The 24,476-nt window shown below is 72.3% G+C and carries 21 protein-coding genes and 1 pseudogene; 14 read left to right on the forward strand and 8 right to left on the reverse strand.

Going from position 1 to position 24,476, the window contains the following annotated elements; genetic code table 11:
- Window positions 1-9 precede the first annotated feature (9 nt).
- A complete protein-coding gene (locus OG370_RS34995) occupies window positions 10-1,266 on the reverse strand; it encodes an alpha/beta hydrolase (RefSeq protein WP_328471418.1) in 1,257 nt (418 codons plus the stop codon).
- Between the two features lie 229 nt (window positions 1,267-1,495).
- On the opposite strand from OG370_RS34995, the gene OG370_RS35000 reads away from it, so the two are divergent.
- Window positions 1,496-2,107 (forward strand): TetR/AcrR family transcriptional regulator, encoded by a 612-nt coding sequence (locus OG370_RS35000; protein ID WP_328471420.1) that lies wholly within the window; start codon window positions 1,496-1,498, stop codon window positions 2,105-2,107.
- A 406-nt stretch (window positions 2,108-2,513) separates the two neighbouring features.
- Here the strand turns inward: OG370_RS35000 and OG370_RS35005 are convergent, their stop codons facing one another.
- Window positions 2,514-3,146, reverse strand: coding sequence for a TetR/AcrR family transcriptional regulator (locus tag OG370_RS35005; protein ID WP_328471422.1), 633 nt, complete (start codon window positions 3,144-3,146; stop codon window positions 2,514-2,516).
- Window positions 3,147-3,215: 69 nt separating this feature from the next.
- Between OG370_RS35005 and OG370_RS35010 the strand changes: the two genes are divergently transcribed.
- Window positions 3,216-4,235: an NAD-dependent epimerase/dehydratase family protein gene (locus OG370_RS35010; protein ID WP_328471424.1), complete on the forward strand. Its 1,020-nt coding sequence runs from the start codon at window positions 3,216-3,218 to the stop codon at window positions 4,233-4,235.
- A 195-nt stretch (window positions 4,236-4,430) separates the two neighbouring features.
- Here OG370_RS35010 and OG370_RS35015 read toward each other — a convergent pair whose 3' ends face one another.
- Window positions 4,431-4,925: a MaoC family dehydratase gene (locus tag OG370_RS35015; RefSeq protein WP_328471426.1), complete on the reverse strand. Its 495-nt coding sequence runs from the start codon at window positions 4,923-4,925 to the stop codon at window positions 4,431-4,433.
- 170 nt (window positions 4,926-5,095) lie between these two features.
- Between OG370_RS35015 and OG370_RS35020 the strand changes: the two genes are divergently transcribed.
- From OG370_RS35020 to OG370_RS35035, 4 genes are all read left to right on the forward strand, one after another.
- Complete coding sequence (locus OG370_RS35020) at window positions 5,096-5,299, forward strand: hypothetical protein (RefSeq protein ID WP_328471428.1); 204 nt, start codon at window positions 5,096-5,098, stop codon at window positions 5,297-5,299.
- Window positions 5,300-5,772: 473 nt separating this feature from the next.
- Entirely contained in the window at window positions 5,773-6,930 is a 1,158-nt protein-coding gene (locus OG370_RS35025) for a lactonase family protein (RefSeq protein WP_328471430.1), read from the forward strand.
- A 354-nt stretch (window positions 6,931-7,284) separates the two neighbouring features.
- Entirely contained in the window at window positions 7,285-7,608 is a 324-nt protein-coding gene (locus tag OG370_RS35030; RefSeq protein ID WP_328471432.1) for an ArsR/SmtB family transcription factor, read from the forward strand.
- A gap of 268 nt (window positions 7,609-7,876) precedes the next feature.
- Window positions 7,877-8,005, forward strand: a complete 129-nt coding sequence (locus OG370_RS35035; RefSeq protein WP_328471434.1) for a hypothetical protein — start codon at window positions 7,877-7,879, stop codon at window positions 8,003-8,005.
- Between the two features lie 240 nt (window positions 8,006-8,245).
- On the opposite strand, the gene OG370_RS35040 is transcribed toward OG370_RS35035, so the two are convergent.
- From OG370_RS35040 to OG370_RS35055, 4 genes are all read right to left on the reverse strand, one after another.
- The gene (locus OG370_RS35040) at window positions 8,246-8,500 is read right to left on the reverse strand and encodes a CopG family transcriptional regulator (RefSeq protein ID WP_328471436.1); all 255 of its coding nucleotides are present in this window, start codon (window positions 8,498-8,500) and stop codon (window positions 8,246-8,248) included.
- 51 nt (window positions 8,501-8,551) lie between these two features.
- Entirely contained in the window at window positions 8,552-10,834 is a 2,283-nt protein-coding gene (locus OG370_RS35045) for a helicase-associated domain-containing protein (RefSeq protein ID WP_328471438.1), read from the reverse strand.
- Window positions 10,835-11,414: 580 nt separating this feature from the next.
- On the reverse strand, window positions 11,415-12,902 hold the full coding sequence (locus OG370_RS35050; RefSeq protein ID WP_328471440.1) for an FG-GAP repeat protein: 1,488 nt from the start codon (window positions 12,900-12,902) through the stop codon (window positions 11,415-11,417).
- A gap of 352 nt (window positions 12,903-13,254) precedes the next feature.
- Window positions 13,255-14,094, reverse strand: coding sequence for an SDR family oxidoreductase (locus OG370_RS35055; protein WP_328471442.1), 840 nt, complete (start codon window positions 14,092-14,094; stop codon window positions 13,255-13,257).
- 92 nt (window positions 14,095-14,186) lie between these two features.
- Between OG370_RS35055 and OG370_RS35060 the strand changes: the two genes are divergently transcribed.
- The 6 genes from OG370_RS35060 (at window position 14,187) to OG370_RS35085 (ending at window position 22,997) form a co-directional block, all read left to right on the forward strand.
- A complete protein-coding gene (locus OG370_RS35060) occupies window positions 14,187-14,567 on the forward strand; it encodes a winged helix-turn-helix transcriptional regulator (protein ID WP_328471444.1) in 381 nt (126 codons plus the stop codon).
- 486 nt (window positions 14,568-15,053) lie between these two features.
- A complete protein-coding gene (locus OG370_RS35065; protein WP_328471446.1) occupies window positions 15,054-15,797 on the forward strand; it encodes a DUF4232 domain-containing protein in 744 nt (247 codons plus the stop codon).
- A 56-nt stretch (window positions 15,798-15,853) separates the two neighbouring features.
- On the forward strand, window positions 15,854-16,357 hold the full coding sequence (locus tag OG370_RS35070; protein WP_328471448.1) for a CU044_2847 family protein: 504 nt from the start codon (window positions 15,854-15,856) through the stop codon (window positions 16,355-16,357).
- Window positions 16,358-16,414: 57 nt separating this feature from the next.
- On the forward strand, window positions 16,415-18,523 hold the full coding sequence (locus OG370_RS35075; RefSeq protein WP_328471451.1) for a VMAP-C domain-containing protein: 2,109 nt from the start codon (window positions 16,415-16,417) through the stop codon (window positions 18,521-18,523).
- A 6-nt stretch (window positions 18,524-18,529) separates the two neighbouring features.
- Window positions 18,530-19,477 (forward strand): AAA family ATPase, encoded by a 948-nt coding sequence (locus OG370_RS35080; RefSeq protein WP_328471453.1) that lies wholly within the window; start codon window positions 18,530-18,532, stop codon window positions 19,475-19,477.
- A 7-nt stretch (window positions 19,478-19,484) separates the two neighbouring features.
- Window positions 19,485-22,997: an SAV_2336 N-terminal domain-related protein gene (locus OG370_RS35085; RefSeq protein ID WP_328471455.1), complete on the forward strand. Its 3,513-nt coding sequence runs from the start codon at window positions 19,485-19,487 to the stop codon at window positions 22,995-22,997.
- A gap of 7 nt (window positions 22,998-23,004) precedes the next feature.
- On the opposite strand, the gene OG370_RS35090 is transcribed toward OG370_RS35085, so the two are convergent.
- Window positions 23,005-23,295, reverse strand: coding sequence for a hypothetical protein (locus OG370_RS35090; RefSeq protein ID WP_328471457.1), 291 nt, complete (start codon window positions 23,293-23,295; stop codon window positions 23,005-23,007).
- Between the two features lie 127 nt (window positions 23,296-23,422).
- On the opposite strand from OG370_RS35090, the pseudogene OG370_RS35095 reads away from it, so the two are divergent.
- Both OG370_RS35095 and OG370_RS35100 read left to right on the forward strand, forming a co-directional pair.
- Window positions 23,423-23,566: pseudogene (locus tag OG370_RS35095) on the forward strand (zinc-binding dehydrogenase); the annotation flags it as partial.
- A gap of 204 nt (window positions 23,567-23,770) precedes the next feature.
- Window positions 23,771-24,118 carry a hypothetical protein gene (locus OG370_RS35100; protein ID WP_328471459.1) on the forward strand — a complete coding sequence of 116 codons (348 nt, stop codon included), beginning with the start codon at window positions 23,771-23,773 and terminating at the stop codon, window positions 24,116-24,118.
- The last annotated feature ends 358 nt before the right edge of the window (window positions 24,119-24,476 follow it).

The following is a 24,476-nucleotide window of genomic DNA, read 5'->3' on the forward strand; positions in this document are numbered from 1 at the left end:
GTGCGCCTTTCAGGAGGAGCCGGCCGGCGAGGCCGGCTTCCGGGCGTGCGGGCCGGTCGCGGTGGCGGCATCGGCGGTGGCGGTGTGCGGGGTGGGGCCCGGCGACCTGGGCGAGGACAGGACCCAGCCGGCGAAGGCTTCGGCGCCGTCCACGATCGCCTCGGAGCGCGGCGAGTGGTAGAGGTCCATCACGTGCTGTCCGCCGGGCAGTTCGGCGAGGACCACGGCGTTGTGCGATACGTCGCGCAGCCGGCCGACGAAGCTCCGGGCGCCCTCGACGGTGCCCAGCGGGTCCCTGGTGCCGTGGACGACCAGGAACGGCGGCGCGCCGGCGTTGAGGTACCGGTAGGGCTGCTCCTGCGGCGGCGTCTCGTCGGGCTGCTCGCCGAAGAAGTGGCCGTAGTAGCCGTAGAAGCAGATCGCTGCGCTCACCGAGGTGTCGGCGTCCTCGAAGCCGGGCTGGAACGCCGGGTCGTTCGGGGTGAGCGCGCAATGAGCCGCCATGTTGGCGCCGGCCGAGCCGCCCGCCACGAACACCCTCGACGGATCTGCGCCGTACCCGGAGCCGTGCTCGCGGACCCAGGCGATGACCTTCTTGGCGTCGATCTGCTGGCCGGGGAAGGCGGTCTGGGGCCGCAGCCGGTAGTTGGCGCTGATGCACACCCATCCCTGTCCGGCGAGCCGGTGCAGCAGGGGACGCCCCTCGCGGCTCTTCGCGCCGCTGGAGTAGTGGCCGCCGTGGAAGTAGATCAGGACCGGAGCGTCGTCCGGTGCGTCGCGGCGGCGGTAGAGGTCGAGCAGATTGCGGCGCCCGGCGTCCCCGTAGCGGATGTTGGCGATCCGCTCCACGCCGCGCGGTCGCAGGAGGCCCGGTGGCGGCAGCAGCAGGATGCGGGCCCAGGCCCGGTGGCGGCGCGGCGGCGCCTGCACGTGATCCCGCCAGTCGGCCCCCAGCCCTTCCCGGAGGGCCTGCCCGACGGCCCGGTCCGACCGCACGCCGCGCCAGGCGGCGACGGCCAGCCCGACGACGGTGGCGGCGGCCACCCCGGCCACCGCCCGGGCGCCCGTCGACCCCAGGTCACCCTGGGCCGCGGCGAGTGCGGTGGAGGCCACGAGGGCGTATATGGCCACGAACGGCAACTCGTTGGGGAGCAGACCGAAGACGAAGCTCATGCTCGCCACCGGGCCGGGCCGACGCGGGGAGACAACGGCGAAGAAGGTGCACCAGGCGATGAGCGCCACGGTGATCAGATAGCCGACGGGCACGAAACCTCCAAGGACGTGGACCCTGAGCGAAGATCGCAGCCACATGCGTGTGAACGGAGGGCTGCTGGTGTGACCTGGTCGAGAGCGGCTGCTCCGGCGGTCACGCCGTCCTCCTTGGTCCGGCTCGATGCACGGATGAGACGATACGTTTCGTCTCGCCAGAGCATGGCCGAGGAACCGACGCAGTGTCAAGACGAGACGTTCCGTCTCGTTCGTCTATACTGAGGGCATGCCCAAGAAGCCGGACGCGGCGCGCCGCAGCGAGCGCAGCCGCCGGGCGATCCTCGCCGCCGCTGAGGAGATCTGCCGGGAGAACGGCTACGGGCGGCTGACCATCGAGGCGATCGCCACGCGTGCCGGAGTGGGCAAGATGACCATCTACCGGTGGTGGCCGTCCAGAGGTGCCATTGTCCTGGACCTCCTCGACCAGACCGCGAACGTCGCAGCCGACCCGCCGGACAGCGGCGACCTGGCCGCGGACCTGCACGCCCTGCTTGCCGAGGTCATCAGCATCCTCACCCCGCCGTTCACCTCACCCGCCACCGGACTGATCGCCGAGGCACTGCACGATGCCGACCTCGCCAACGACCTCCGCGAACGCCTCATCCGGCCGCGCATCGCCACGTTCGAACAACGCCTCCGCCGCGCTCAGGACGCAGGCGAACTCCCGGCGGACGCGGACCTCGACGTGGCACTGGACCTGCTGTACGGCCCGCTCTACCACCGCATGGCCCTCCACCTCGGCATGCCGGACCCCGACTACCTCGACACCCTCATCGCCCACGTCCTGCGCGCCCTGGCAAGCACGAACGCGGGACCGCCGCCGGCTCGTGGCCGCTGAGGCGGTCCGGCGCAAGCGACGCCTGGGCTCCGCTGGGAAGCGGCGCTCGCATGGTTCTGCTCGGCGACGACGCCTGCCCAGGCCGCCCGGAGCCGCCCAGCGCCACCAGGGCACCTATGCAACGTCGTTGGCCCCCGCTGCGAGCAGCGGGGGCCAACGACGTCGTGCCCGGTGAGGCGCTGGCGGAGGATACGGGATTCGAACTCGTGAGGGGTTGCCCTGGGCACGCTTTCCAACTCTTCGTCCGGGGGTTCAGGCGGGTTCGTCGCTATCCTGACCTGCGGCTCATTGGTAGCGAATCGGTTAGATGGACCCCCTCGAACGACCGTGAATGCAGCCCGAACTGCAACCCTCCGGTCCCCGTCTGACCGCTCTCCTATCGGGGGGTAGGGCTGTGCTTCATCTCCTACGGATTGCTCGTCCGCTGAGGGCCGGTCACGTCAAGAAGCGCAATCATGGCGGGAAGCAGGTCGCTGTTCAGCGGATCCGGGTTGCTGCTGTCGATTGCACCCTCCAAGGCGAGGGTCGTGTACCCGTGTACGAGAGACCAGACCGCGTAGCTCGGCAGCAGTGCGGGGTCGGTGTCGCAAGCCGCCGGTTCCGCGTCCTCGCCGCGCAGGCCCCGATCCAGGGCGCGGAGGGCGCGATGCTTCTGCTCGGCCAGTTCGGGTGCGGTGAAGTCGAACTGCGTCATCCGCCACATCAGATCGAACAAGGCACGGTTCTCACCCGCGAAGGCGACGTACTCCGCAGCGATGCACGTGACGCGCTCTCGCGCATCGAGCCGAGCGAGTTCGAGTGATTCGAGCCGATCGCAGAGTTGCCGGTACGCACGGGTCGCGAGCGCACCGAGGAGCCCGCGCGCGTCACCGAAGTGATGCTTGGGAGCAGACTGCGACACCCCCGCCCGTCGCGCGGCTTCGCGCATGCTGAACCCGGCGACACCTTTCTCGGTCAGCACGACGAGCGCGCTGTCGAGCAGCGCGGCGCGCAGGTTGCCGTGATGGTACCGATCCCCGGTGAGTGGTTCCGTGTCCATCCCACCATCTTGACAGTGAGCAGATCTTTCGTAAACTGCTCACTGTCAAGATGGTGGGATGGAGTGGATATGACGGACCTGGTGCTGGTCACGGGTATCTCGGGGTTCATCGGTGGTCACATCACAGCCGAGCTGTTGCGCCGCGGATACGCGGTACGTGGCTCGGTGAGGTCGCGCTCTCGTATCGGCGAGGTGCATGCGGCGATGGCGGCAGCGGGCGTCGACACCGCAAAGCTCGAGATCTGCCAGCTCGACCTGATGTCCGATCAGGGCTGGGCGGAAGCGGTCGACAGATGCCGATACGTACTGCACGTGGCCTCCCCGTTCGTGCTGGCAAAACCGAAAGACCCGGACGAGCTGATCCGTCCCGCCGTCGAGGGGGCGACCCGAGCGGTCGGAGCGGCGCTGGATGGGGGCGTCGAGCGAGTGGTCATGACCTCGGCATTGGCGACGATGCAGTTCGCCCGCGCACCCGAAGGGCATATCTACACCGACGCCGACTGGACCGACCCGGACGATCCGCGCCTCAACGCGTACACCGTCTCGAAGGTCAAGGCCGAGCGGGCCGCGCGAGAGCTCGTGGAGCAACGTGGGGTCCCGGACCGGCTTGCAGCCATCAACCCGGGCGCGGTGATCGGGCCACTCCTGACGAACGATCCCGGCACCTCAGTCACCGCGATCCAACAGATCATGTCGGGGGCACTCCCGATGATCCCCGACCTTCGGCTTCCGTGGGTCGATGTGCGGGACATCGCCGACGCCCACATCGCCGCGATGACCTCCGCGAGTGCCGCCGGCCGCCGCACGATCATCGCCACGGACCCGATATCGCTCATCGAGGTCGCCAGAGTGATCCGCGAACGCCTTCCCGAAGCAAGCCGGAAGATGCCCGCACGAGCGATGCCAACCTGGTTCACCTGGCTCGCCAGCGCGTTCGAGCCCCAACTGCGTGACAACCGATGGCTGATCGGCCAACAACAGCGCTTCGACCGCACCACCGCCGAGACCCTCCTCGGACGCCCGTTGCGATCGATCCCCGACGCGATCGAGCAGACCGGACGCAGCCTGGCCGAACACCAGCTCATCTGAACTCCGGAATGCGACTGCGCACCTGCTCCCGGTTCTAACTACCGCACCACTGATGGGACCCCGGAGGATATGACGGGCACTCCGCCCGCGTCCGGCCGGCTGACGGCCGTTCTCGCCGGGGCGGAAGCCGGGGACTTCCAGGACGGCACGGTCACAGCACAGGGACTCGATCCGCGTTCGCCCCGAGTAGTGCGCCTACTCCTGGCGGCGGCGCAGTATGTTCATGATGGTCAGCGTCATGACCACTTCATCCCGCTGGTTCAGCACCTCGACCGATGTGTACACCAACCCCCGGTCCGGTTTGGACCTGGAGACGCGGGCCTGCTTCACGGTGGCGCGGATCGACAGGGCGTCCCCCGGCCTGACCGGCTGGAGCCAGCGCAACTCGTCGATACCGGGCGACGCCAGGCTCGCCACCTTGCTGAGATAGCAATCCGCGAAGAGCCGCATCATCACCGCCGTGGTGTGCCACCCGCTGGCGATCAGACCCTTGAACGGTCCGCGCTCAGCGGCCACGGGGTCGGTATGGAAACTCTGCGTGTCGAAGCGTCGACTGAATTCGAGGATCTCCTCCTCCGTGACGGTGATGCTGCCGTAGGTGTGGACTGAGTCGGGGACGTAGTCCTCGAAGTAGCGATCGTGGATCGGGTTGGCGAAGTCGCCGGGTGAATTCAGCGATGTCGTCGTCATATGGCGCTCTCTTCGGGGCGATTGAGGTCGTTGTCCAGCCAGTCGGCCGCGGTGGGGGTCAGTCCCTGGCATACGTCCCAGCCCTGCTCCTGGGCGTCGGCGACGGCGCGGGAGACGTCGAGAACGGGGGCGCGGCGGACTCGACGAGGTACAGGGTGCGGAGGGTGGGCATGGCGGAAGACAACCGGGTTGGTCTCGCGCGTGCAACTGTTCCTCCCGAACCCGCCCGCGGCGGATGCCTCGTCGGCTACCGCCTGTCCGACCACTGGCGCGGCGTCGACACCGTGAAGGACGTCATTGCCGCCTCCCACGAGTCCGCACTTCGGGTCGGCTCCTGCAAGCCCGGGTTCCAGACCACCGCTCCCGAGACCTGACGCACAACTGACGGACCCGCAGCCGCACCGGATCTTCGTTTGCCAGACCCCACTCGGCGGCGTCCTGCCCGCGCGGTTCCAGGAGAGCCACCGGAACCTGGACACCGGCCCCGACCACCCCGACTCCGCCCGCCGCACCGGTTTCCCCCGGTGTCGATGTACACCGTCCCGCCCCGGGCCCGCGGCCACGCTCCGAATACCGTCCGATGCCTCCGGAGCGACAAAGGGCTTTCGGGGCGGTTGATCCGGGTGCGGTACCGCGGCAGGCATCGGTCGCCGGCGACCTCCGGATCGCCACGACGATCCTCGCGCCTGGGGCCGTTCGGCTGGGTCGCTGACACCAACGGCGGAGTTTGGCCCCGTCGGTCGGGTTTCGTGTCCGCCGTTCGCCCGATCCTGGCGGCGGACCCAACCTGCTCGCGCCGCGGGCAGGGCCGCGCTCGCGCGAACCCGCTCCTGCTCGAAGGGGAACGATGAAGCACCTGCCCTCCCTCGCCCGCACCGCCGGCACCTCCGCGGTGGCCGCGGCCGCCCTCGCCGCGCTCGTCCTTCCCTCCGCGTCCGCGGCAGCGGCGCCCGCCCCGGACCGAGCCGCGTCCGGGGGTCCGGTCTTCGTCCAGACGGACAACACCGCGGGCAACGAGATCGTCGCCTACCGGCGGGCCGCCGACGGCTCCCTGCACCGGCGGGGCACCTTCGCCACCGGTGGCAAGGGCGGCATGCTCGACGGCTCGGTGGTCGACCACCTCGCCTCGCAGGGCTCCCTCGCGTACGACTGCGTGCACCACCTGCTCCTCGCCGTCAACGCGGGCAGCGACACCGTCACCGTCTTCTCGGTCGACGGCGACCGGCTCCACCGCGAGCAGGTCATCGGGTCCGGCGGCTCCTTCCCGGTCAGCGTCACCGTCCACGAGAACCGGGTCTATGTCCTCAACGCCCGTGAGGGCGGGGCCGTCCAGGGCTACCGGATCGCCGGCGGCCGGCGGCTGGAGCGCATCGCCGGAGGGAACCGTCACCTCGGCCTCGACACCACCACGGCACCGGAGTTCACCCACACCCCCGGCCAGGTGTCCTTCACCCCCGACGGTTCCCAGGTGGTCGTCACCACGAAGGCGGGCGGCAGCAGCATCGACGTCTTCGGAGTGCGCCGCTCCGGAGCCCTGTCCGCCCGGCCCACCGTCACCGAGGCGAACGGGTCGGTGCCCTTCGGGTTCACCTTCGACGACCGCGGCCGCCTGGTGGTCACCGACGCCGGCACCAACGCCGTACAGACCTTCGCGATCCGCCGGGACGGCACCGCCGTCCGGCTCGACAACGCGCCCACCGGCGAGCAGGCCACCTGCTGGATCGTCCGTGCCGGCGACCGCTTCTACGCCTCCAACGCCGGCAGCAACACGCTCTCCGGCTTCCGGCAGACCCGCCGGGCGACGCTCGAACCCCTCGGCAACACCGCGACCGGCGACGGCACCGTCGACTCCGCCGTCACCCCCGACCAGCGCTTCCTCTACGTCCAGACCGGCGCGACCGGCGGCGTCGACGCCTTCCGCACCCACCCGGACGGCACCCTCACCAAGATCGGCACCGTCACCGTCCCGCACGCCATCGGCGGCGAGGGCATCGTCGCCCTGTAACCCCGACGCCCTGAAGGTTGCTGCTGGACCGCCGGCACATGGCCGGATCGAACGCCCCGACCGTCCACGGCGAATCCGAGCCGTCACCGTATGCCGTGGCGCGGTAGCGCAGCCACATGGGCGGCCCGAGGTGCTGCGCGTGCGTGCCGGTCCATCGGGGTTGCAGAGGTCAGAGGGTGATGAATGGCGTGTATTCGGGGAGCAGCAGCTTCCGCAGCGACGAGCGGATGCGCGAGAGGAAGCGGCGTGACGTAGGTGCGGGGCCGGCCATGACGCCTCCGGGAGTAAGGTACGTCTCGTGGCGTACCTTCAGGAAGGTACGGCACGAGACGTACCTTGTCGAGAGGGGGAGGCGTGGCGCCGAAGGAGTTGCCACATCCGGCCGTTGCTGACCTTGAGGTGGGAGCGGTGCTGCTGGCTCTCGCTGATGAGAACCGACGGCGAGTCGTGGTCGAGCTCGCCGCTCGGCCGGAGGAGGAGCGGCTCTGCGCGTCATTCGACCTGCCTGTCGGCAAGTCGAGCCGCACCCACCACTGGCGGGTGCTGCGCGAAGCCGGTCTGGTCTACCAGCGCGATGCGGGAAACAAGTTGTACATGCGCCTTCGCATGGATGACCTCGACCTCAGGTTTCCCGGCCTCGTGGCAGCGGTCGTCGCTGCGGACCAGGGTGTGCGTTGAGGGTGCTTCGAGGGCCTTCGATCCACGTCGACGCCGGGGCGGTGGGGCCGCTCACCGGCTCTCTTGGCATAATGCAAAGATGAGCCAGAGCAATCGCATCAGGCGCCCCGGGGCAGGAATCGCCGGAGTGGCGTTGGCCGTCCTCGCGTCGGGCTGTTCGCACGCGGCTCGGCCTTCCGCAGCCGCTTCACCCTCCGCCACGTCAAGCAGTGCCCCCGGGCAGGCGGTCGTCCGCGGTCCGGGGGTCGAATTGACGATAGGGCGGGCGGTGGCCCTGCTGCCGACGCGCGACGACCGCGAGCACCGCATCGATCGCGTACTTGTGACCGTGCAACTTGGCATCGGCCAGGAGCCGGCGGGCCTGTCGGGTTTCGTCTTTTCCGATGTCGGACTTTGAGGCGGGAGAGCACCCAGTCCCATCGCTGCTCGGTGATCCGGCCGTCGTACGCGTCGACCAACGTCATCGGGGATGTCACCACCTCGGCTTCGCCCCGGGCCGCGAGGTCGAGCCAGGCGATCATCTTCCGGTCGCCGCGTACGCCGAGAGACAAGGCTTCGCAGTCGAGGACGAAGGCCCTGAGCGGAGGCCGGTGCTCGCTACCGCGCTTCTTCACGCGGCCTCTCCGGCGCTGCCAGGTCAACGCTGCGCGTGCTCGGCGTCGAGGCTGTTCAGCTCGTCGAGGGCCGCCGCGCGTTCATCCTCGGTGACCGGACCGTGCTCTTCCTCCAGCCAGTCGACGAGTTCCACGAGCCGGTCCCGGTCGCGCTTGACCCGCAGTGCCTCGGCAACGTAAGCCGACAGACCGCGCTCGGCAGCTTCCGTCCGGATCTCGTCGAGGAGATCCTCAGGGATGGTCACCGTTACCTTCCTACTCGCCGTACAAGGAACCATATTCGCGGTATTGAGAACCTGCTCTACCGGCCAGCCGGAGCTTTCCGGTGCTCACTGGGGCGACGCGGGCATGACGCTCGCAATGCGGGACAGCGTGAAGACGCGCTCGTCATCCCGAAGATGGCACCACGCGCGGAGCCAGGGCGGGTCCAGGGCGAGTTCGCTGACGCTTCGCACGCTGTGACCGCCGGATGCGGCGTCGTACTCGATGGTGATCACCTGACCGGTGTCGACGGCGTGGGCGAGCTGGCGAACGTCGGTGAGGGACAGCCGATCGGCGTAGCCGGCGATGATCTCCTCGGTGTCTGTCTCGAAGGCGACTCCGCTGTGCGGGCCGGGCTCCGGGCTCGACGGAGGGGCGGCACGCAGCCTGGCTGCCAGGTCCCGCAGAGTGCCGGGCCCGCTCACCTGCTGGACGGCGCCGGACGGGAACCGTGAACCCGTGCTGCTCGGCGCGCGGCGGGGAGCGGGAACCGGCGGGGCGGCCCGACGCCGTTCTTCCTTTTCGATGCGTACGGCGCCGTCGGCGGCCTCGGCGACGGGGGAGTAGCCCTCGGCCCGTAGCGCCGCCAGGGTCTTGGCGAGGGGGGTACGGCTGATCAACACGGTCGGGGCCAACCGACGCAGGCCCAGCTTGGCGAGCTTGCGGTGCACGGCGATCTCGGCCAGGAGCGCGGCGTCCTCGCTGTGGATCACGCAGGCCGCTTGAGCGACGCGAACCCGCCCGTGGCGCCGTGCGGTGTCCGCGATCAGGTACGACAACGGTTGCGGCAGGGGCCCGGCAGCGGCGGTGGCCAGCCCCTCGGCGATGCCGTCGGCGGTACGTCCGGCGTCCAAGGCCCGGCGGATGCTCTCAGCGCTGAACCGCCACATCGATGCGGTACCGCCGGTCTCACGGTCAGCTACGGAGTCGAGGAGTTCGGTGAGCCCGGCTGTCGGGAGCCCGGCGGCGACGGCCGTGAGGTCGGCGCCGATGAGTACTGTCCCGGTGGCGGCGGGCAGAAGCCGGCACGCGGTGGACGACAGGGCTGCCGCATCACCGGCCAGCAGGGCCGCCCCGACGCCGGACAGGGCGCCGCGGGCGAGGACACCGAGCACTTCCGCCTCCCGGATGACGGTCGCGAACGGCGTCTCGTCCTGCGGAAGTTGATCAGCGAGCGGGCGGTGCCACGCAACCAGCGACCCCAGATCGGCGGTACGCCGCACCCCCTGCCCGGCCGGGAGGTCCGCCGCAGCAGTGAGCAGTCCATGCCTGGCCTGCCGGCAGCCGTCGCAAGGCGGTGTCCCGGCGAGCGCGGGCAGCGATTTGCCCTCCTCGTCGCGGGCCCCGGCAGGGGTGAGAGTCATCGCCCACCAGGCCTGGAGCAGCAGCGGGACCCGCTCGCCCGGCTCCAGTTCGGACCAGGCGTTGTACGCCTCGGTCAACGGCACGAGATCCCCGTCCCGTGCCAGCAGCCCGGCCGCGTACGCCGTCTCGAGCACCAGGCGTACGACGGTCTCGTCGCACCGCGCCGCTTTGCCGAGGCGCGACAGTTCGCGTGCACCGACACCGCCGGACTTGAGCCTGGCGGGCGGCTTGGCAGCGCACACCGACAGCACGGATGCCGTGAGCGCGGCGAACGCCGTGAGCGCGGCCGCCGCCTCCCGTTCCACTTCCTCCGCGGTGACCGGCTGGGTCCGCGGGACGGGGGGTACGGGTTCGAACGGCGCATGCCAACCGGGTCCACGCAGAGCCATCGCGACCTGGGCGGGCATCCGGGTCGGCCCGTACCGGTACCGGTCCTGTACCAGCAGTCCCCGCTCCAGCGCCCAACGGGCCGCTCGCCCGGACGCGGGCTCCGGAGAGCCGAACTCCTGGAACCGCGGGCCCTGGGACCCGGACTTCGCCATGCGTTCAAGCAGCTTCCGGGTATCCGCGGGGGCCTGCGCGACCACCGCGACGACGCGCTTCGCATCGCTGTGATGATCCACCAGAGCCGCGAGACGCTGCTGCTTGTTGCCGGGCGGCTTGACGCCCAGCGAAGCCAGCATTCCGCGCAACTCCTCGGACGTCACTCCGGCCAGCAACTGCTCCAGCGGTGGGTCCAGCCCCAACGGTGCGTCCCATGCCTGCCTCAGCGGTGACACCATACGCAGCGTCCCGTCGCTGTCCGGCCAGACGAGCGCGTGATCGGCCAGGACTTCCAGGGCCGCATCGAGGCCGACGACGTCTCCCTCGTCGGTCAGTCCCAGCAGGCTCGCGAGCGCGTCCCGCGTCATGGCCGTCCCCGACGCGGCCAGAGCCTCCGCCACCTGCAGGGCGGGCCGCGCGAGCCGGGGCAGAGCCAGGGCCACCGACCCCGGACGCTGCAAGCGATCTGCCAGTTCCCCCAGCGACCTCGGCTCCGGGGGCGACACCGTGTCCGAACGCGCCGCCAGTACCCGTTCCACACGCGGCAGGTCCAACTCCACCAACCACGACGCCAGCCTCGACCCACCTGACTTACCGATGACGGCACACCTCATCTCGCACGAGCAATGACATGCCGCCGGGGTCTGCCGCACGGCACAGCTCAAGCTTGGCGCACCCAAGCCGACCGGATCAGACGGGGGCGGCGGCATCACCCTTGAGAGAGCCGATCGAAATACACTATTTGCCGGAAATGAACGAGACCAGAAATGAGACCAGCACAAGACGAAGACCCCGACCACTTCGCGGTCGGGGTCCACGTCCTGCCTGTTCAGGCGGTGCGGGGGATACGAGATTCGAACTCGTGAGGGGTTGCCCGCGACACGCTCTCCCAGCGCGCACCCGACACTGTCACGGCATCCGGCGGGGTGACACGTGCGCCGGACGGCCCGCCGCCAGGGCCGCGCTGCCGCCAGGGCCCCGCACCCCCTCCCACCCCCGCCGCACCGGGCTCGGGGCGGGCGGTCAGCCGAGGGAGCTGCCGAAGGCGGACCCGGTGACGGGTGTGTGCATGGTCGCCGCGCCGAAGTTGGCGGGGTGACTGCCGGTCAGGCCGGCCGCGGTGCCGTGCAGGACCCATACCGCGCCGTTCCCGGCGTTCTCGCTCGGGTCGCCGGCGGCTGCCTGGGCGCGGTCGGTGCCGGTGGCGGCGAGGACGGCGACGGTCCGGCCGAACCGGTCGTGTGCCTCCGCGGCGCCCGGTACGCCCGCGGAGTCCTGGCTGAACGCCTGCGAGCCGGTGCCGGTCAGACCTTTGGCCGAGCCCTTGAACAGGAGGAAGTCGCCGGCGTCGGTGACGCCGTCGAGGTCCTCGCCCGGCGCGCCGGCCACCACGTCCGCGTAGCCGTCGCCGTTGACGTCGCCGACCGCGACGTCCGCGCCGAGCGCGTCGGCGGGTTCCGCGACGCCGGGCACGCCGGCGCTGTCCTGGTTGAGCCAGACCGGCTCGACGGTGCTGCTCTCACCGTCGGGCCCGCCGTAGGCCACCCCGATCGCGCCGCCCTTGGACGGGATCAGCGAGTCGGTGTAGTAGCCCTCGTGGGTGTGGCCGACGACCACGTCGCCGTAGCCGTCGCCGTTGAGGTCGCCGATGGCCACGGAGTCGCCCTCCAGCCAGTGGCCCTTGGCGTCCACGAGGTTGCTCCGGTAGGCGAGGCCGCCGACGTTGTCGCCGGCGTGCGAGCCGCCGAGGAAGAGCGGGGCCTGCCCGTCGTCCAGGGTCTCCACGTCCCTGCCGATCACGGCCAGGTCGCTGACGCCGTCCCCGTTGACATCCCCCGCGGCCAGGTCGTCCGTGATGATCCCGGCGTTGCCCATCGCCTCCCAGGTCACGATGGTGCCCTGGTGGTCCGGGCGCCCGTCCGTGCCGACGCCGGAGAGGACTTGGATGTCGGCGCCGGTGAGATACGCGATGTCGACGCCGCCGTCCCCGTCGAAGTCGCCGGCCGCGAGCGTCTGACCCGTATGCCGGCCGGCGACGGCGCCGGTGTCGACCGCGGTCCCGCCGGCCAGGCCCTTCGCGCCGCCCCACAGCACGGTGACCATGCCGGCGTCGACCGCGCTGCCGACGTCCTCGCCGGGGGCGCCCACCAGCAGATCCGTGTATCCGTCCCGATTCAGGTCCACCGGGAGGACCTTGGCGCCGAAGTGGTCGCCCGCCTCGGCGCCTCCCGGCACGCCCGCGGTGTTCTGGCTGAAGCTCGCGTGCGTGGCGGCGTCGAGGCCACCGGTGGCGCCGTAGACCACCGAGACGTAGCCGGCGCCGGCGCCCCCGCCGACCGTGCCGCCGGGGGCGCCGACCGCCAGGTCGGCGTGGCCGTCGCCGTTGAAGTCCACCACCGGGGGGACCCGGGTGCTCGGGGCGGACGCGTGGGCCGCGGTGCCGGGGGCGACGACGGCGACCGCGGCCGCCAGCGTCATCGAGCCGGCACGGAAACGTCCGGGTCTGGACAAACGTCTGGGTCTGGACATACGCACTCCCCTTCAGCCTGACGGCCTCCGGAGACCCCGGATCGCCCGCCGCCCCGTCAGACCGGCCACCGCCGCGAACGGTTGTACGCCCCCGCGCCCGCCCGCCTCCCGGGCCGCCGCCCGTCCGGTTGGCCCCGGGCGCCGGGCGTACGGCCGTGTGACGTGCGGATCGCGGCGCGATGCGGCCACCGCGCCGGTTCCGTTCCGGCGGGGGCCTTGCCGGCGCCGACCAACGGGCCGGGTTCCGGACCGTCAGCCGTGGATCGCCGCGGATCGCCGTGCACGAAGGGCGGATCGCCGCGTACGAAGGCCGGTTCGGCGCCCCCGACCGGGCTCAGCGGAACGCGTCGACATGGCGGGCGGCCCAGTCGGCGAAGGGGCGCGGGGCGTGGCCGAGCACCCGCTCGACGTCCGGGCTGACGCGCAGCTCGGCCGGGCTCGGCGAACCGAGGATGTCCAGCGTGTCGTCGGCGAGTTCGGCCGGCATGCTCCGGGCCATGGCGGTCCTGGCCTCGTCGCGGGTGAGTTCGTGGAACCGCACCGGCGAGCCCAGCGCGGCGGCGATGGCCTCGGTCTGCCGGCGCGGAGTGATCACCTCCGGGCCGGTCAACTCGTAGACGCCGCCGGCGTGCCGGTCCTCCAGCAGGCAGGCCGCCGCGACCGCGGCGATGTCCGCCGGGTCGATGATCGGCACCCCGATGTCGCCGAAGGGCGCGGCGACGACCCGCCCGGTGCGGACGGAATCGGCCCACCACAGGGCGTTGGAGGCGAAGCCGCCCGGCCGCAGGATCGCCCACTCCAGCCCGGACTCCCGCAAGGTGTCCTCCAGGGCGCGCATCGCGATCCGGGTGGGGCCGGAGGGCCTGGTCACCACGCCCTGGGTGGAGAGCAGCACGACCCGGCGGACCCCGGCGGCCGCGGCTTCGCCGATGATGTCGGCGGGGTGGGCTCCGCCGGCGTGCAGGTCGCCGGAGAGCAGCAGGAACAGTGCCTTCGCGCCGTCCAGCGCGGGCTTGAGGCCGGCCGGCTCGGCGAGGTCGGCCACCATGTGGCGGACGCCGTTCGGCACCGCCGCCGCGTGCCGTGACACCGCCGTCACCTGCCGGCCCGCCTGGGCCAGTTCCCGCGTCAACGGCCTGCCGATGTTGCCGGTGGCCCCGGTCACCACGATCATTTCGAGCTCCTTGTCGGATGTCCTGTGTGGCCTTCACGCTAGGAGCATGGGCTAACTTTTGGTAAGGACATACCTTGAGGTAAGCTCAATACATGGTGGGAGGCGCGCAGTTCAGGCAGGCCGGGGCGGGGAAGCCGTATGACGTGTTTCACACCGACTGCCCCGCGCGCGACATGGTCGACCACGTGACCAGCAGGTGGGGCATCTGGGTGCTGATCTCCTTGCGGAGCAACGCCCTTCGGTTCTACGAGCTGCGCGAGAGCATCCAGGGCATCAGCGAGAAGATGCTCGCCCAGACGCTGCGCGTGCTGGTCCGGGACGGCCTGGTCTGGCGGGAGGTCCAGCCGACGACGCCGCCCCAGGTCACCTACGGGCTCACCGAGTTCGGCCGCGACGTCGGCGAGCCGCTGACGGAGCTGTTCGACCGGATCACCCGGCGGCTGTCGGCACACGGCGTGGACCGCCAGTCGTAGCTGCGGCGCTTGCCGCCTCGCGTGGGGCGGCGTTCGTTGCCCGGCGCGGGGGTGGTGCGCTTCGCCCGGCGGGCATTCCCCGTCGTCGAGGTCAAGATTCGTCAGGTCACGGGTCTGTCCCAGCGGGGGCGGCCGCGGGCAGGTGCGGAACTCCGGCCGGGAACCGCCGACTCGGGCCGTCGACGGCCGCGCGCCGGAGCGTCGCGGCACACAGCGTGCGGACAGGTTTTCCGCGCCGGACGGGGCGGGGGAGAGGTGCGGGAGGGGCGGGGCGGGCGGGATGTCGCCGGTGGTGGTGCGTGTGGCGCCCGGGATGGGTGTGTAACAGGGGTGTCCTAGCGCGCAGTTGGGTGGAACGGCCGGCCGGGCCGGGCGAGTCCTGGTGATCAGGAACGCTCGCTCGTACCGACTCGTACGGACTCACGCCGGTTCGCGACGACTCGCACCGGGCAACCGGCGCCTCCAACCGACACCGAGGAAGAAAAGATGCGCGTCCACAAGCTCACCTTCGCCGCCGTGATCGTCGCCGCGGGACTCTCGCTCACCGCCTGCAACAACGACGACAGTTCGGCGCACAGTGACCCGACCTCCTCGTCCACGGTGACGTCCACGGGCGGCGGTTCGGACTCGGACGGCTCGGGCTCGGGCGGTTCCGACCAGACCGCGACGGGCTCCGGCGGGCAGAGCACGGCCACCGGCACGTCGTCCTCGGGCGGCGGCTCGGGCTCGGGCGGTTCGGGCAAGACCACGACGGGCTCCGGCGGGCAGAGCACGTCCGGCGGGTCCGGGTCCGACGCGAGCGGCAAGGCCGGCAAGTGCCGCACCGGCGACCTGAAGATCACGGCGACGGACACCTTCATCGACGGCGACGCGGCCGGCAGCGTCGCGGTGGGGCTGAAGAACGACAGCGGCCGGACCTGCACGCTCGCCGGGTTCGCCGGCGTCGATCTGACGACCAACGTGGGGACGGTGTCCGCGAAGCGCGTCGGTGCGCCGGCCACCACGATGAGCCTCAAGAACGGGCAGGAGGTGGACTTCAACGTCAACTACCCGCTCAACAAGACGGGCGGCACCGGGGCCCGGATCACGGGGCTGCGGGTGACCGCGCCCGACGACACGAAGTCGGTCACCCTGCGCTGGCCGGGCCAGGCCTCGCTGCCCACCGGCACGGACAGCGGTGGCCACGGCGTGGAGGTCGGCCCGATCGGCAGCGCCGGCCAGGGCGGCTGACCCGCTTGCGCGCCGGTTCCGGAGCGCGGTGGTGCGGCGAGCGGCACAATGGGGGAGTGCCTGACTTCGCCGAACTCCGCCTCGCGGACGACTCCTTGGTCCGGGTGGAGCTTGCCCCGGTCGGGCAGCCCCCTTCGGGTGAGGGGGCGCCGGACGACCTGCCCGACGGTTTCAGCGCTCCCGTCCCGGTCGGACGGGGGGCCGGCGCCGCCAGGCTGGCCGCCGGCACGCTGCGAGGGGTGCTGCGGCCGATCGGGTTGGTGCTCCAGGAAGTACAGGACAGCCTGAGTGCGCTGGACCACCCTCCGCAGGAGGTGAGCGTCGAACTCGGCGTCCAGATCGGGCAGGACCTCAAGTTGGGCATCGTCGGAGCGAACGGTCAGGCGAGTATGAAGGTGTGCGCCACGTGGCGGCCGGTCCCGGCCCCCGCCGCCGTACCCGGACCTGTGCCCGCGCCCGCGGTCGTACCCGGACCTGTGCCCGCGCCCGCATCCGCTCCCACACCCGCCGCGTCCGGAGCGGAGACCCCGCCCGCGGCGCCCGGCCCGGGGGCGCGGTAGCCCATGGGGTGGTTCGGGCCGCCCGTGGACGGTGGCGGCGGGCACGGTCGGGAAGCGGTGATCACGGTCCTCGCCGCGAAGAGCGGGCGGACCGCGGGCGCCGCCGTGCAGATGTCGGGCCGCTGGCTGCTGACGTGCGCGCACGTGGTCAACGAAGCCCTGGGTCTGCCGCTGGAGTCCGTGGCCGAACCCGCGGACGCGTGGGTCGACGTGGCGTTCGCGGCGCTGCCCGGGACGGGGCGGCGGCGAGCGCGGGTACGGCACTGGATACCGCGGCGTGCCGCGGAGCCCGGCGCGTTGGGCTGGCTCGCGGACCTCGCGGTGCTGGAACTGCGGGACGACCCGCCCTCGGCGGCCCGGCCGCCCGCCTGGCGGAACATGGTGGCGGGGCAGCACCTGGTGGCCTGGTACGGCACCGGTCAGGAGTACAGCTACGCCAAAGTGGACGTCGGCTCCTGCGACGGCCCGCTCGGCTACCTGGACGGCACCCTGGCGGGCGCGGCCCTCGGCCCCGGCTACAGCGGCGGCCCGCTGTGCCTGCCGGACGGGACCGCCGTCGGCCTGGTGGTGGCGCACCTTCCGGCGCCCGCGGGACCGTTCTCGCCGGGCGACGTCATCCGCCGGGGCATCGCGATCCCGTGGCAGGCGGTACGCGCCGAACTGGCCGCGGCCGGAGTGCCCGACCGCGTGATGAGCGCGCTGACCGCGGCGCCGCCGGCACCGTACGGCCACCTGGTGGCGCGCATGGCGCAGCCGCTGGCCGTCCTGCTGGGCGACCCCGTGCTCCGCGCCGACCGCGCCGGCCAACTCGCCGAACTCCACGGGCTGGACCGCCCGCGAGACGGTTCGGCGCCCGCCTACCAGGAACTGGCCGCCTTCCTGCTGCGGAACCCCCGCGGCACCGCCGACTTCGCGGAGATCCACGCGCCGACCCTGACCACGCGGGCCGGGCGGGCCGCACTGGACGAACTGGTCGGCCTCGCCCACGGCGAAGGGGCCGCCCTGCTGCTGTCGGCCGGCGAGCACCACGAACTGCTGGAACACCTCGGCGGGCGCTGCGACGCGGATCGGACGCTGCTGCCCCGCGCCACGCAGGGAGCCCTGCCGTACGCGCGCCTGCCCGCGGTCCTGCGCGCCTCCCGGCTGCCGTCCGGTGCGCTCGACGAGGCCGTCCGGGCGCTGGAGTCCTTCGGCGGGGACAGCGCCCGCGTCCCGTACGACACGCCCCGGGTCCCGGCGCTGCTGCGCGTGGTCGAGTACGTGGCGGCGCTCCGTACGAACGGCACGGACCTGCCGGCGCTGCGCGCCTGGAACGACCGGGTCGCGCGACGGCTGGGCATCCCCGGCGCGGCGCTGGCCGAACGCCGGCAGGACGCCGCCGAGTGGGCGGCCCGGCAGCGCGAAGGGCACCAGCGGACCGTCGTGGTGGAACTGGAACGGCGCGAGGGCGACCCGGAACACCACTTCCGCTGCGCGCTGTGGCGGACCCGGGCGGACGGCACCCCGGCGCGGGTGGAGACCGGCCCCGACCGGGCCCTGCCCGCCGCGGTGATCGCCCGGCTCATCCGGCAGGCGGCGGACGGCGGCGAGGGCGACACGGCGCTGGTCGAGGTCTGGGTGGACGACGCGCAGCTCCAGTTGCCCGTGGACGAGTGGGACGGCGCCGACCCCGGCGACGGCCTGGCCGCACCGCTGGGGGAGGAGTACCACGTGGTGCTGCGCTGCAAGGCCGTACGCCGCAACGCCTCGGCGCTCGCCCGCCGTTGGGCCGACCGCGCGCTCGCCGAACCCCTCGTGGTCGACGGGCGCGCCACCGACCCGAAGTCGGCGATCGTCCGGTTGAAGCAGGACCGGGACTGCGGACGGGTGGTGATCCACGGCCCCCGCGGCCACCGCGACACGGTGCTGCGCGCCTGCCTGGTGCTGGGCGTGCCGGTGGTGCTGTGGGACCGGAACGCGGACGGGTACGACCACGCGCCGAGGCTCGATCCGGTCGGCCCCGCCGGGCCGCTCGACGGCCTGCACGAAAGGGTGCGGCGCTTCCGGGTCGACGCCTACGCGGACCCGGCGAAGTACCCGGCCCGACCCGCGCTCGTCTGGGAGGACCCGGATCGGCAACTGCCCGACGGGCTCTGGCTCGCCGACCCCGAAGGCACCGAGGCGTGAGGACCGATGACCGACATCCATGACCACGACTGGCAACTGTTCAAGGGCGACGGGCAGGCCCGGCGGCCGGACCTGCCGACCGCCCCGCCCTGGCGCCGGTTCAGCGGCGAGCAGGGTGCGGGGGGGCGGCCGTATCTGATCGGCGCGCGGGAGACGCACATCGTCAACGCGGCGCTCCACCTGCGCCGCCCGCTGCTGGTCACCGGGCATCCGGGCAGCGGCAAGTCCTCGCTGGCACACGCCCTCGCCCATGAACTCGGCCTGGGGCGCGTGCTGCGCTGGCCGATCAACAGCCGTTCCACCCTTCAGGACGCGCTCTACCGGTACGACGCGATCGGACGGCTGAGGGAGACCACGCTGAGCCGCGACCGGGGCGAGGCGGAGCCGGGCATCGGCACGTACATCCGGCTGGGGCCGCTCGGGACGGCGCTCGCCCACCGGGGACGGCCACGCGTCCTGCTCGTCGACGAGCTCGACAAGGGCGACGTGGACCTCCCCAACGACCTGCTGGCCGCCTTCGAGGACGGCGAGTTCGAGATCCCGGAACTGGCCCGGCTGCCCGAGGAGCAGTCCGCCGTCGACGTGCTGACCGAGGACAACGGCGAGCACGTGCGGGTCGAACGGGGACGGGCGCTGTGCCGCGAGTTCCCCGTGGTGGTCATCACCAGCAACGGTGAGCGCGACTTCCCGCCCGCGTTCCTGCGCCGCTGCGTACGGCTGGACCTGCCCGAGCCGGACCGCGACCGACTCCGGGACATCGTCGCCGCCCACCTCGGAGCGGAAGGACTGGCCCAGGCCGAGGACCTGCTGGAGGTCTTCGAGAACCGCCGGGTGGCGGGCGAACTGGCCACCGACCAGCTGCTGAACGCGGTCTTCCTGCGCGTCGGCGGCGTGGACACCGACGCGGACGGCCTCCTGGACGCGGTGCTCCACCGGCTGGGCCGGACGGTGTGACGGCCCGGTGGAGCGGCTGCTGAGCGTCCTCGACACCTGCGGAGTCACCCTGGACCCGGCGGAGTTGCTGGACGTCCTGTGGCTGGCCCGCCGGGTGCCGCGCGGCGCACGCGCCCCGCTGGCCGAGGCGGTGGGCGCGGTCCCGGCACCGGCCGTGGAGCCGGAGCCGGCGGCGCCGGACCCGGAGACGGCGGACTCCCCGGCGCCGCTTCCGGAGCCGGCGACCGTGCCGGTGCACGCCGGCGGCCGGCGGCCGGGCACCGGGGCGACCGCGCCCGGGACACCGGCCCTGCCGGTCGGACTGCCCGGGGAGAGGGCGCTGGGCGCCGGTACGCTCCCGCTGGGACGAGCCCTCAGGCCGCTGCGGGTCAGCCGGCCGGCCGCGCGCCGCACCGAGCTGGACGAGCCGGCGACGGCCGCCGCGTACGCGGAGACCGGGCTGCCCGACGTGGTGCTGCGGCCCGCGCGGGAACGCGGGCTGGACCTGGTGCTCGTGGTGGACGACGGCCTGTCGATGCTCCTGTGGCGTCGGCTCGGCGCCGAACTGCGCATGCTGCTGGAGCGCCTGGGGGCGTTCCGCGTCGTGCGCGTCCACGGCCTGGGCAGCCGGGGCGCCGACGCGCCGTACCTGTCGTCCCGTCCCTTCACGCCGGGCGCCCGGCTGCCGGCCGCGGTAGCCGCCGACCCGTCGGGGCGCAGCCTCGTCCTGGTCCTGAGCGACGGGGTCGGCGAGGCGTGGCGGGACGGCCGGATGCGCGGTGTCCTCGAGCATTGGGCGGGAGTGGGGCCGACAGCCGTGATGCACGTGCTGCCGCCGCGCCTGTGGCAGGGCTCCGGCATCCGCGCGGACCCGTGGCGGGTGACGTCCCGTCAGGCGGCCGCCGCCAACGGGACGTGGACCGTCGACGATCCGCTCCTGCCGTCCGGCACCGTGGACTTCGACGACGTGCCGGTGCCGGTGCTCCGGCCCGAGCCGGCGTCGGTCGCCGCGTGGGCACGGCTGGTCGGCTCCGGCGGCACCACGGCGGTCCTGCCGCTGCTGGCACCGCAGTACGCCCCGCAGCGGCGGAACCCGGCGCCCACCCGGAGCACCGATCCCGCCGAGGCCGTACTCCGTTTCCGGGACGCCGCGTCGTCCGAGGCATACCGCCTGGCCGCCCACCTGGCCGTGGTGGGTACGGTCTCGGTGCCGGTCATGCGGCTGATCCAGCAGGCCGTGCCGTGGAAGTGCGAGACGGCGCACCTCGTGGAGGTCTTCCTCGGCGGGCTCATGCGCCCGGTCGCCGACGGGCAGCCACCGCACCGGCAGAGCTTCCGCTTCGACCCGGCCGCCCGGCAGATCCTCCTCGACACCGTGCCCAGCGCCGAACTCGCCGCCACCGGCCGTGCGGTGGCCGGGCAGCTCGCCGCCCTCGACCCGCGACCCGACCGGTTCCCCGCGTGGCTGCCGCATCCCGGCGGCAGCGCGAGGCTGTCCGCTGCCGCGCGCCCGTTCACCGCACTCGGCCCGGGCCTGCTGCGGACGATGGGCGCGAGCCTCCCGGAGGTGCGGGAACCCGAAGGAGAGGCGGCCGGCCCCGGCGGGCCGGAAGCGCCGGTGCCCTCGCGGCCCGAACCGGCCCCCACCGCGGAGGCCCCTACCGCGAGCGGCGACTGGGAGGAGCCGCGGGCCCAGGATCTGCGGCAGTTGGGGCCGTACCGGCTGCTGCGGCGCAACGACCGGGGCGGCTTCGCGGTGAACTACCTGGGCCGGGACGCCCGGGGCGGGTCGGCCCTGGTCCGCGTGCCGCGCACCCCGGAAGTCGCCCTCGCCCGCGAACTCATGTCCGTCGAGACCGAGGCACTGCGACGGATGAACGGGCGGTACGCCCCCCGCGTCCTCGCCCAGGGGATCGACGAGCGGCCACCGTGGCTGGCGGTCGAGCTGATCACCGACGACGCCGCGGAGCCCGCGCCCTCGCTCACGGCGCTGGCCGCCGCCGAGGGCCCCTTGGGCGGCAGCCGCCGCTTCCTGACCCTCGGCTGGCATCTGGCGGAGGCGCTGAGCATCTGCCACCTCAAGGGCATGGTGCACCTGGGCCTGAACCCGAGGTCGATCACGGTCGCGCGGGGCACGGCGTACATCACCAGCTGGACACGTACGCAGATCGACGGCCGGCCGCCCGGACCGCTGTCCGCGCATCGCGGGCCGCCCCGGTACCGTGCCCCCGAATTCGGCGACCTGGGCACGGTGTACGGCTCCGCGACCGATGTCTACGTGCTCGGACTCCTGCTGAGGGAGGCGTGCGCCGGCCGGGCGCTGCGCCAGTTCCAGGGCCGTGTCGCGATCGATCTCGTCGAGATGGCGAGCCTGCCCCAGGACCTGCGCCGGATGCTGGACCGCTGCGTCCACGAGGACCCGAGGGAGCGGCCCACCGCCCGCGCGCTCGCCGACGCCTTCGCGGCATCCCTGGAGGCTCAGCCCTCGCCGGCGTGGTGGCCGCGATCCGAGCCGGCCCCGTCCCCCCTCGGCGGCGCCGCGCCGCTGGGTCGTACGGCGGCGCTGGAGCTCTCCTCCGACCGGCTGCTGCGCGACCAGCCGAGGCCGAAGCCCGGTGCCAACGCGCAGCCGTCCCGGTTCAGGCTCGGTGGCAGGAAGGAGGAGGCGGAGCGGAGGCGGAAGGTGGAGCTGATCCGTACGCCGGTGGCGGCGTGTTATCGGATCGCGGTCATCAGCTTGAAGGGTGGGGTCGGCAAGACGACGACCACCGTCGGGCTTGGTGCCACGCTCGCCAGTGAGCGGCAGGACAAGGTCCTGGCGTTCGACGCCAACCCGGACGGGGGCACGCTGGGGCGCCGGGTGCGCCGGGAGACCGGTGCGACGACCAGCGACCTGCTGCGGGCGATCCCGTACCTCGACAGCTACATGGACATCCGGCGGTTCACCTCGCAGGCGCCGTCCGGTCTGGAGGTCATCGCCAACGACGTGGACCCGGCGGTCTCCTCGGCGTTGAACGACGAGGACTACCGCCGGGTCATGGGCGTGCTGGGCCGCCAGTATCCGGTCGTCCTCACCGACTCCGGCACCGGCCTGCTCTACAGCGCAATGCGCGGGGTGCTGGACCTGGCCGACCAGCTGATCATCGTCTCGACGCCGTCCGTGGACGGTGCCTCCAGCGCCAGCACCACCCTCGACTGGCTGTCCGCCCACGGCTACGCCGAACTCGTCGCCCGCGGCATCACCGTCATCTCCGGCGTGCGCGAGACCGGCAAGATGATCAAGGTCGACGACATCGTGGCGCACTTCCGGACCCGTTGCCGCGGAGTCCAGGTCGTCCCCTTCGACGAACACCTCGCCACCGGCGCCGAGGTCGACCTCGACAGGTTGCGACCCAAGACCCGAGAGGCGTACTTCGACCTCTCCGCGATGGTCGCCGAGGACTTCGTACGGGCCCAGCAGGACCACGACCAGCGACCGGCGGGCCCCCCGAACCCGCCCCCGAACGACGGCACTCCACGGACGGGCGGGACCGGCACCTGAGGATCGGTCAGGCGAACCATTCGTGCCGGCGGGCATGCGGGGGACGGCACCCCGCCGCGGCAGTCGCCTGCCGGTAGGCGCGATCCGCCAACCACTGGTCCGTCCGAACCTTCCCGTTGTCGCTGGACGAGTCGGGCCGGCCGAGAGGGGTGTACCCGCCGGTGAAGACGACGACACCGCAGCGCGGGAGCACGGACTCCATGGCGTACCAACCCACCGTCGTGACGGCCACGACGGCGCAGACGCCGAGGACGAGCGGGCGGGGTCGGTGGGGTCGGCGGGCGAGGGACCGGATCACTCGCGGATCGTACCCGGCGACCACGAGGGGGCGGGCAGGAAGCAGCGCCCCTGACCGGTGAACCGTGCGAACGTGGCGAGGTGGTCGCGTAGGACGCGTGCGGACAGTTCCGTTCCGGTGCCGCCGTGCCGAGATCGGGAGCCTCTTCGACGAGGGTGTGCTCAGGGTTGGGGTGGACGGCACCTACCCGCTGCCCGAGGCGGCCGGGGCACACGCGCGGGCCGCGCAGGGCCACATCCAAGGCAAGATCGTGCTCACGGTACTCTCGTGAGCACGGAACTCGGCAGATTGCAGGTTCGGCCTGCGCCGGTCCGACGGTGGGTGGCGGATCGGCGAGCTCGCTCCGACACTGGACAACGCCCTTCAGGGTGGAGCCGGGTAGCGTCTCTGGTGGATCATCGGGTGCCTGCCGACGGTGCAGCGACTCCCGAATTCCGACGCCCGTCACTGTTGCTGAAGTGAGGTAGAGGGCCTGGTGAAGAGGACCTTGGTGGGCCTGCGGCGAATACCTGAAGATGAGCTGGTTCTGAAGGACGCTCGGTATTTGGCGCTGATGGAAGTCGACCTCTTGGCCTTGTATCGCCGTTGGGGGCGCCCCGATATTGCGGCTGACGATCTGGCCGAATGGCTGTGCTTCGCGTTCTCGCTGCCCAATGGGGACAAGTTCGCCCTACAGCGGGAGGCTGAACATCCCCCTACGTCTGGATTCCTCCTCAGTGTGACCGCGGGGCTGTTCAGCGCTGAGGCAGCAGAGCAGGTCGCTGCTGCTTTGGATGTCCCTGTTGTCCGGGTTCTTGAGGTGAGCGCCGACGCAGCCCGGTAGCCGCGACCTGCCTTGTCTGAGGGCCGCATCTCATGGGTGGTGGTTGTGCCAGGGCGCCCGCCCGCCTGGAGGTGATGGCGCGGTGATGGACGCCCGCCGTCCTACCGCGGGTGCGGCTGCTGTCAGCCTGACGGTCGGCACTTTGGTGCGGCCTGTCCGGAGCTATGCGGCGGAGGCGGCACGGCTCGTGGGCGTTCGCGGTGGACCTGCTGTCCGCTAGACGGAATGCGACGGCTCCGCTACCGCATTCACGTCCGGCACGAGCTGATCCCGCTCAGCGCTCACGGTCCTGGCGACCCTCGCGACTCCCGCGGATCGCAGGGGTCGCGGGGACCGTGAGAGGTGAGAACCCAAGGGC

The organism is Streptomyces sp. NBC_00448, assembly GCF_036014115.1.
Taxonomy (GTDB): domain Bacteria; phylum Actinomycetota; class Actinomycetes; order Streptomycetales; family Streptomycetaceae; genus Actinacidiphila.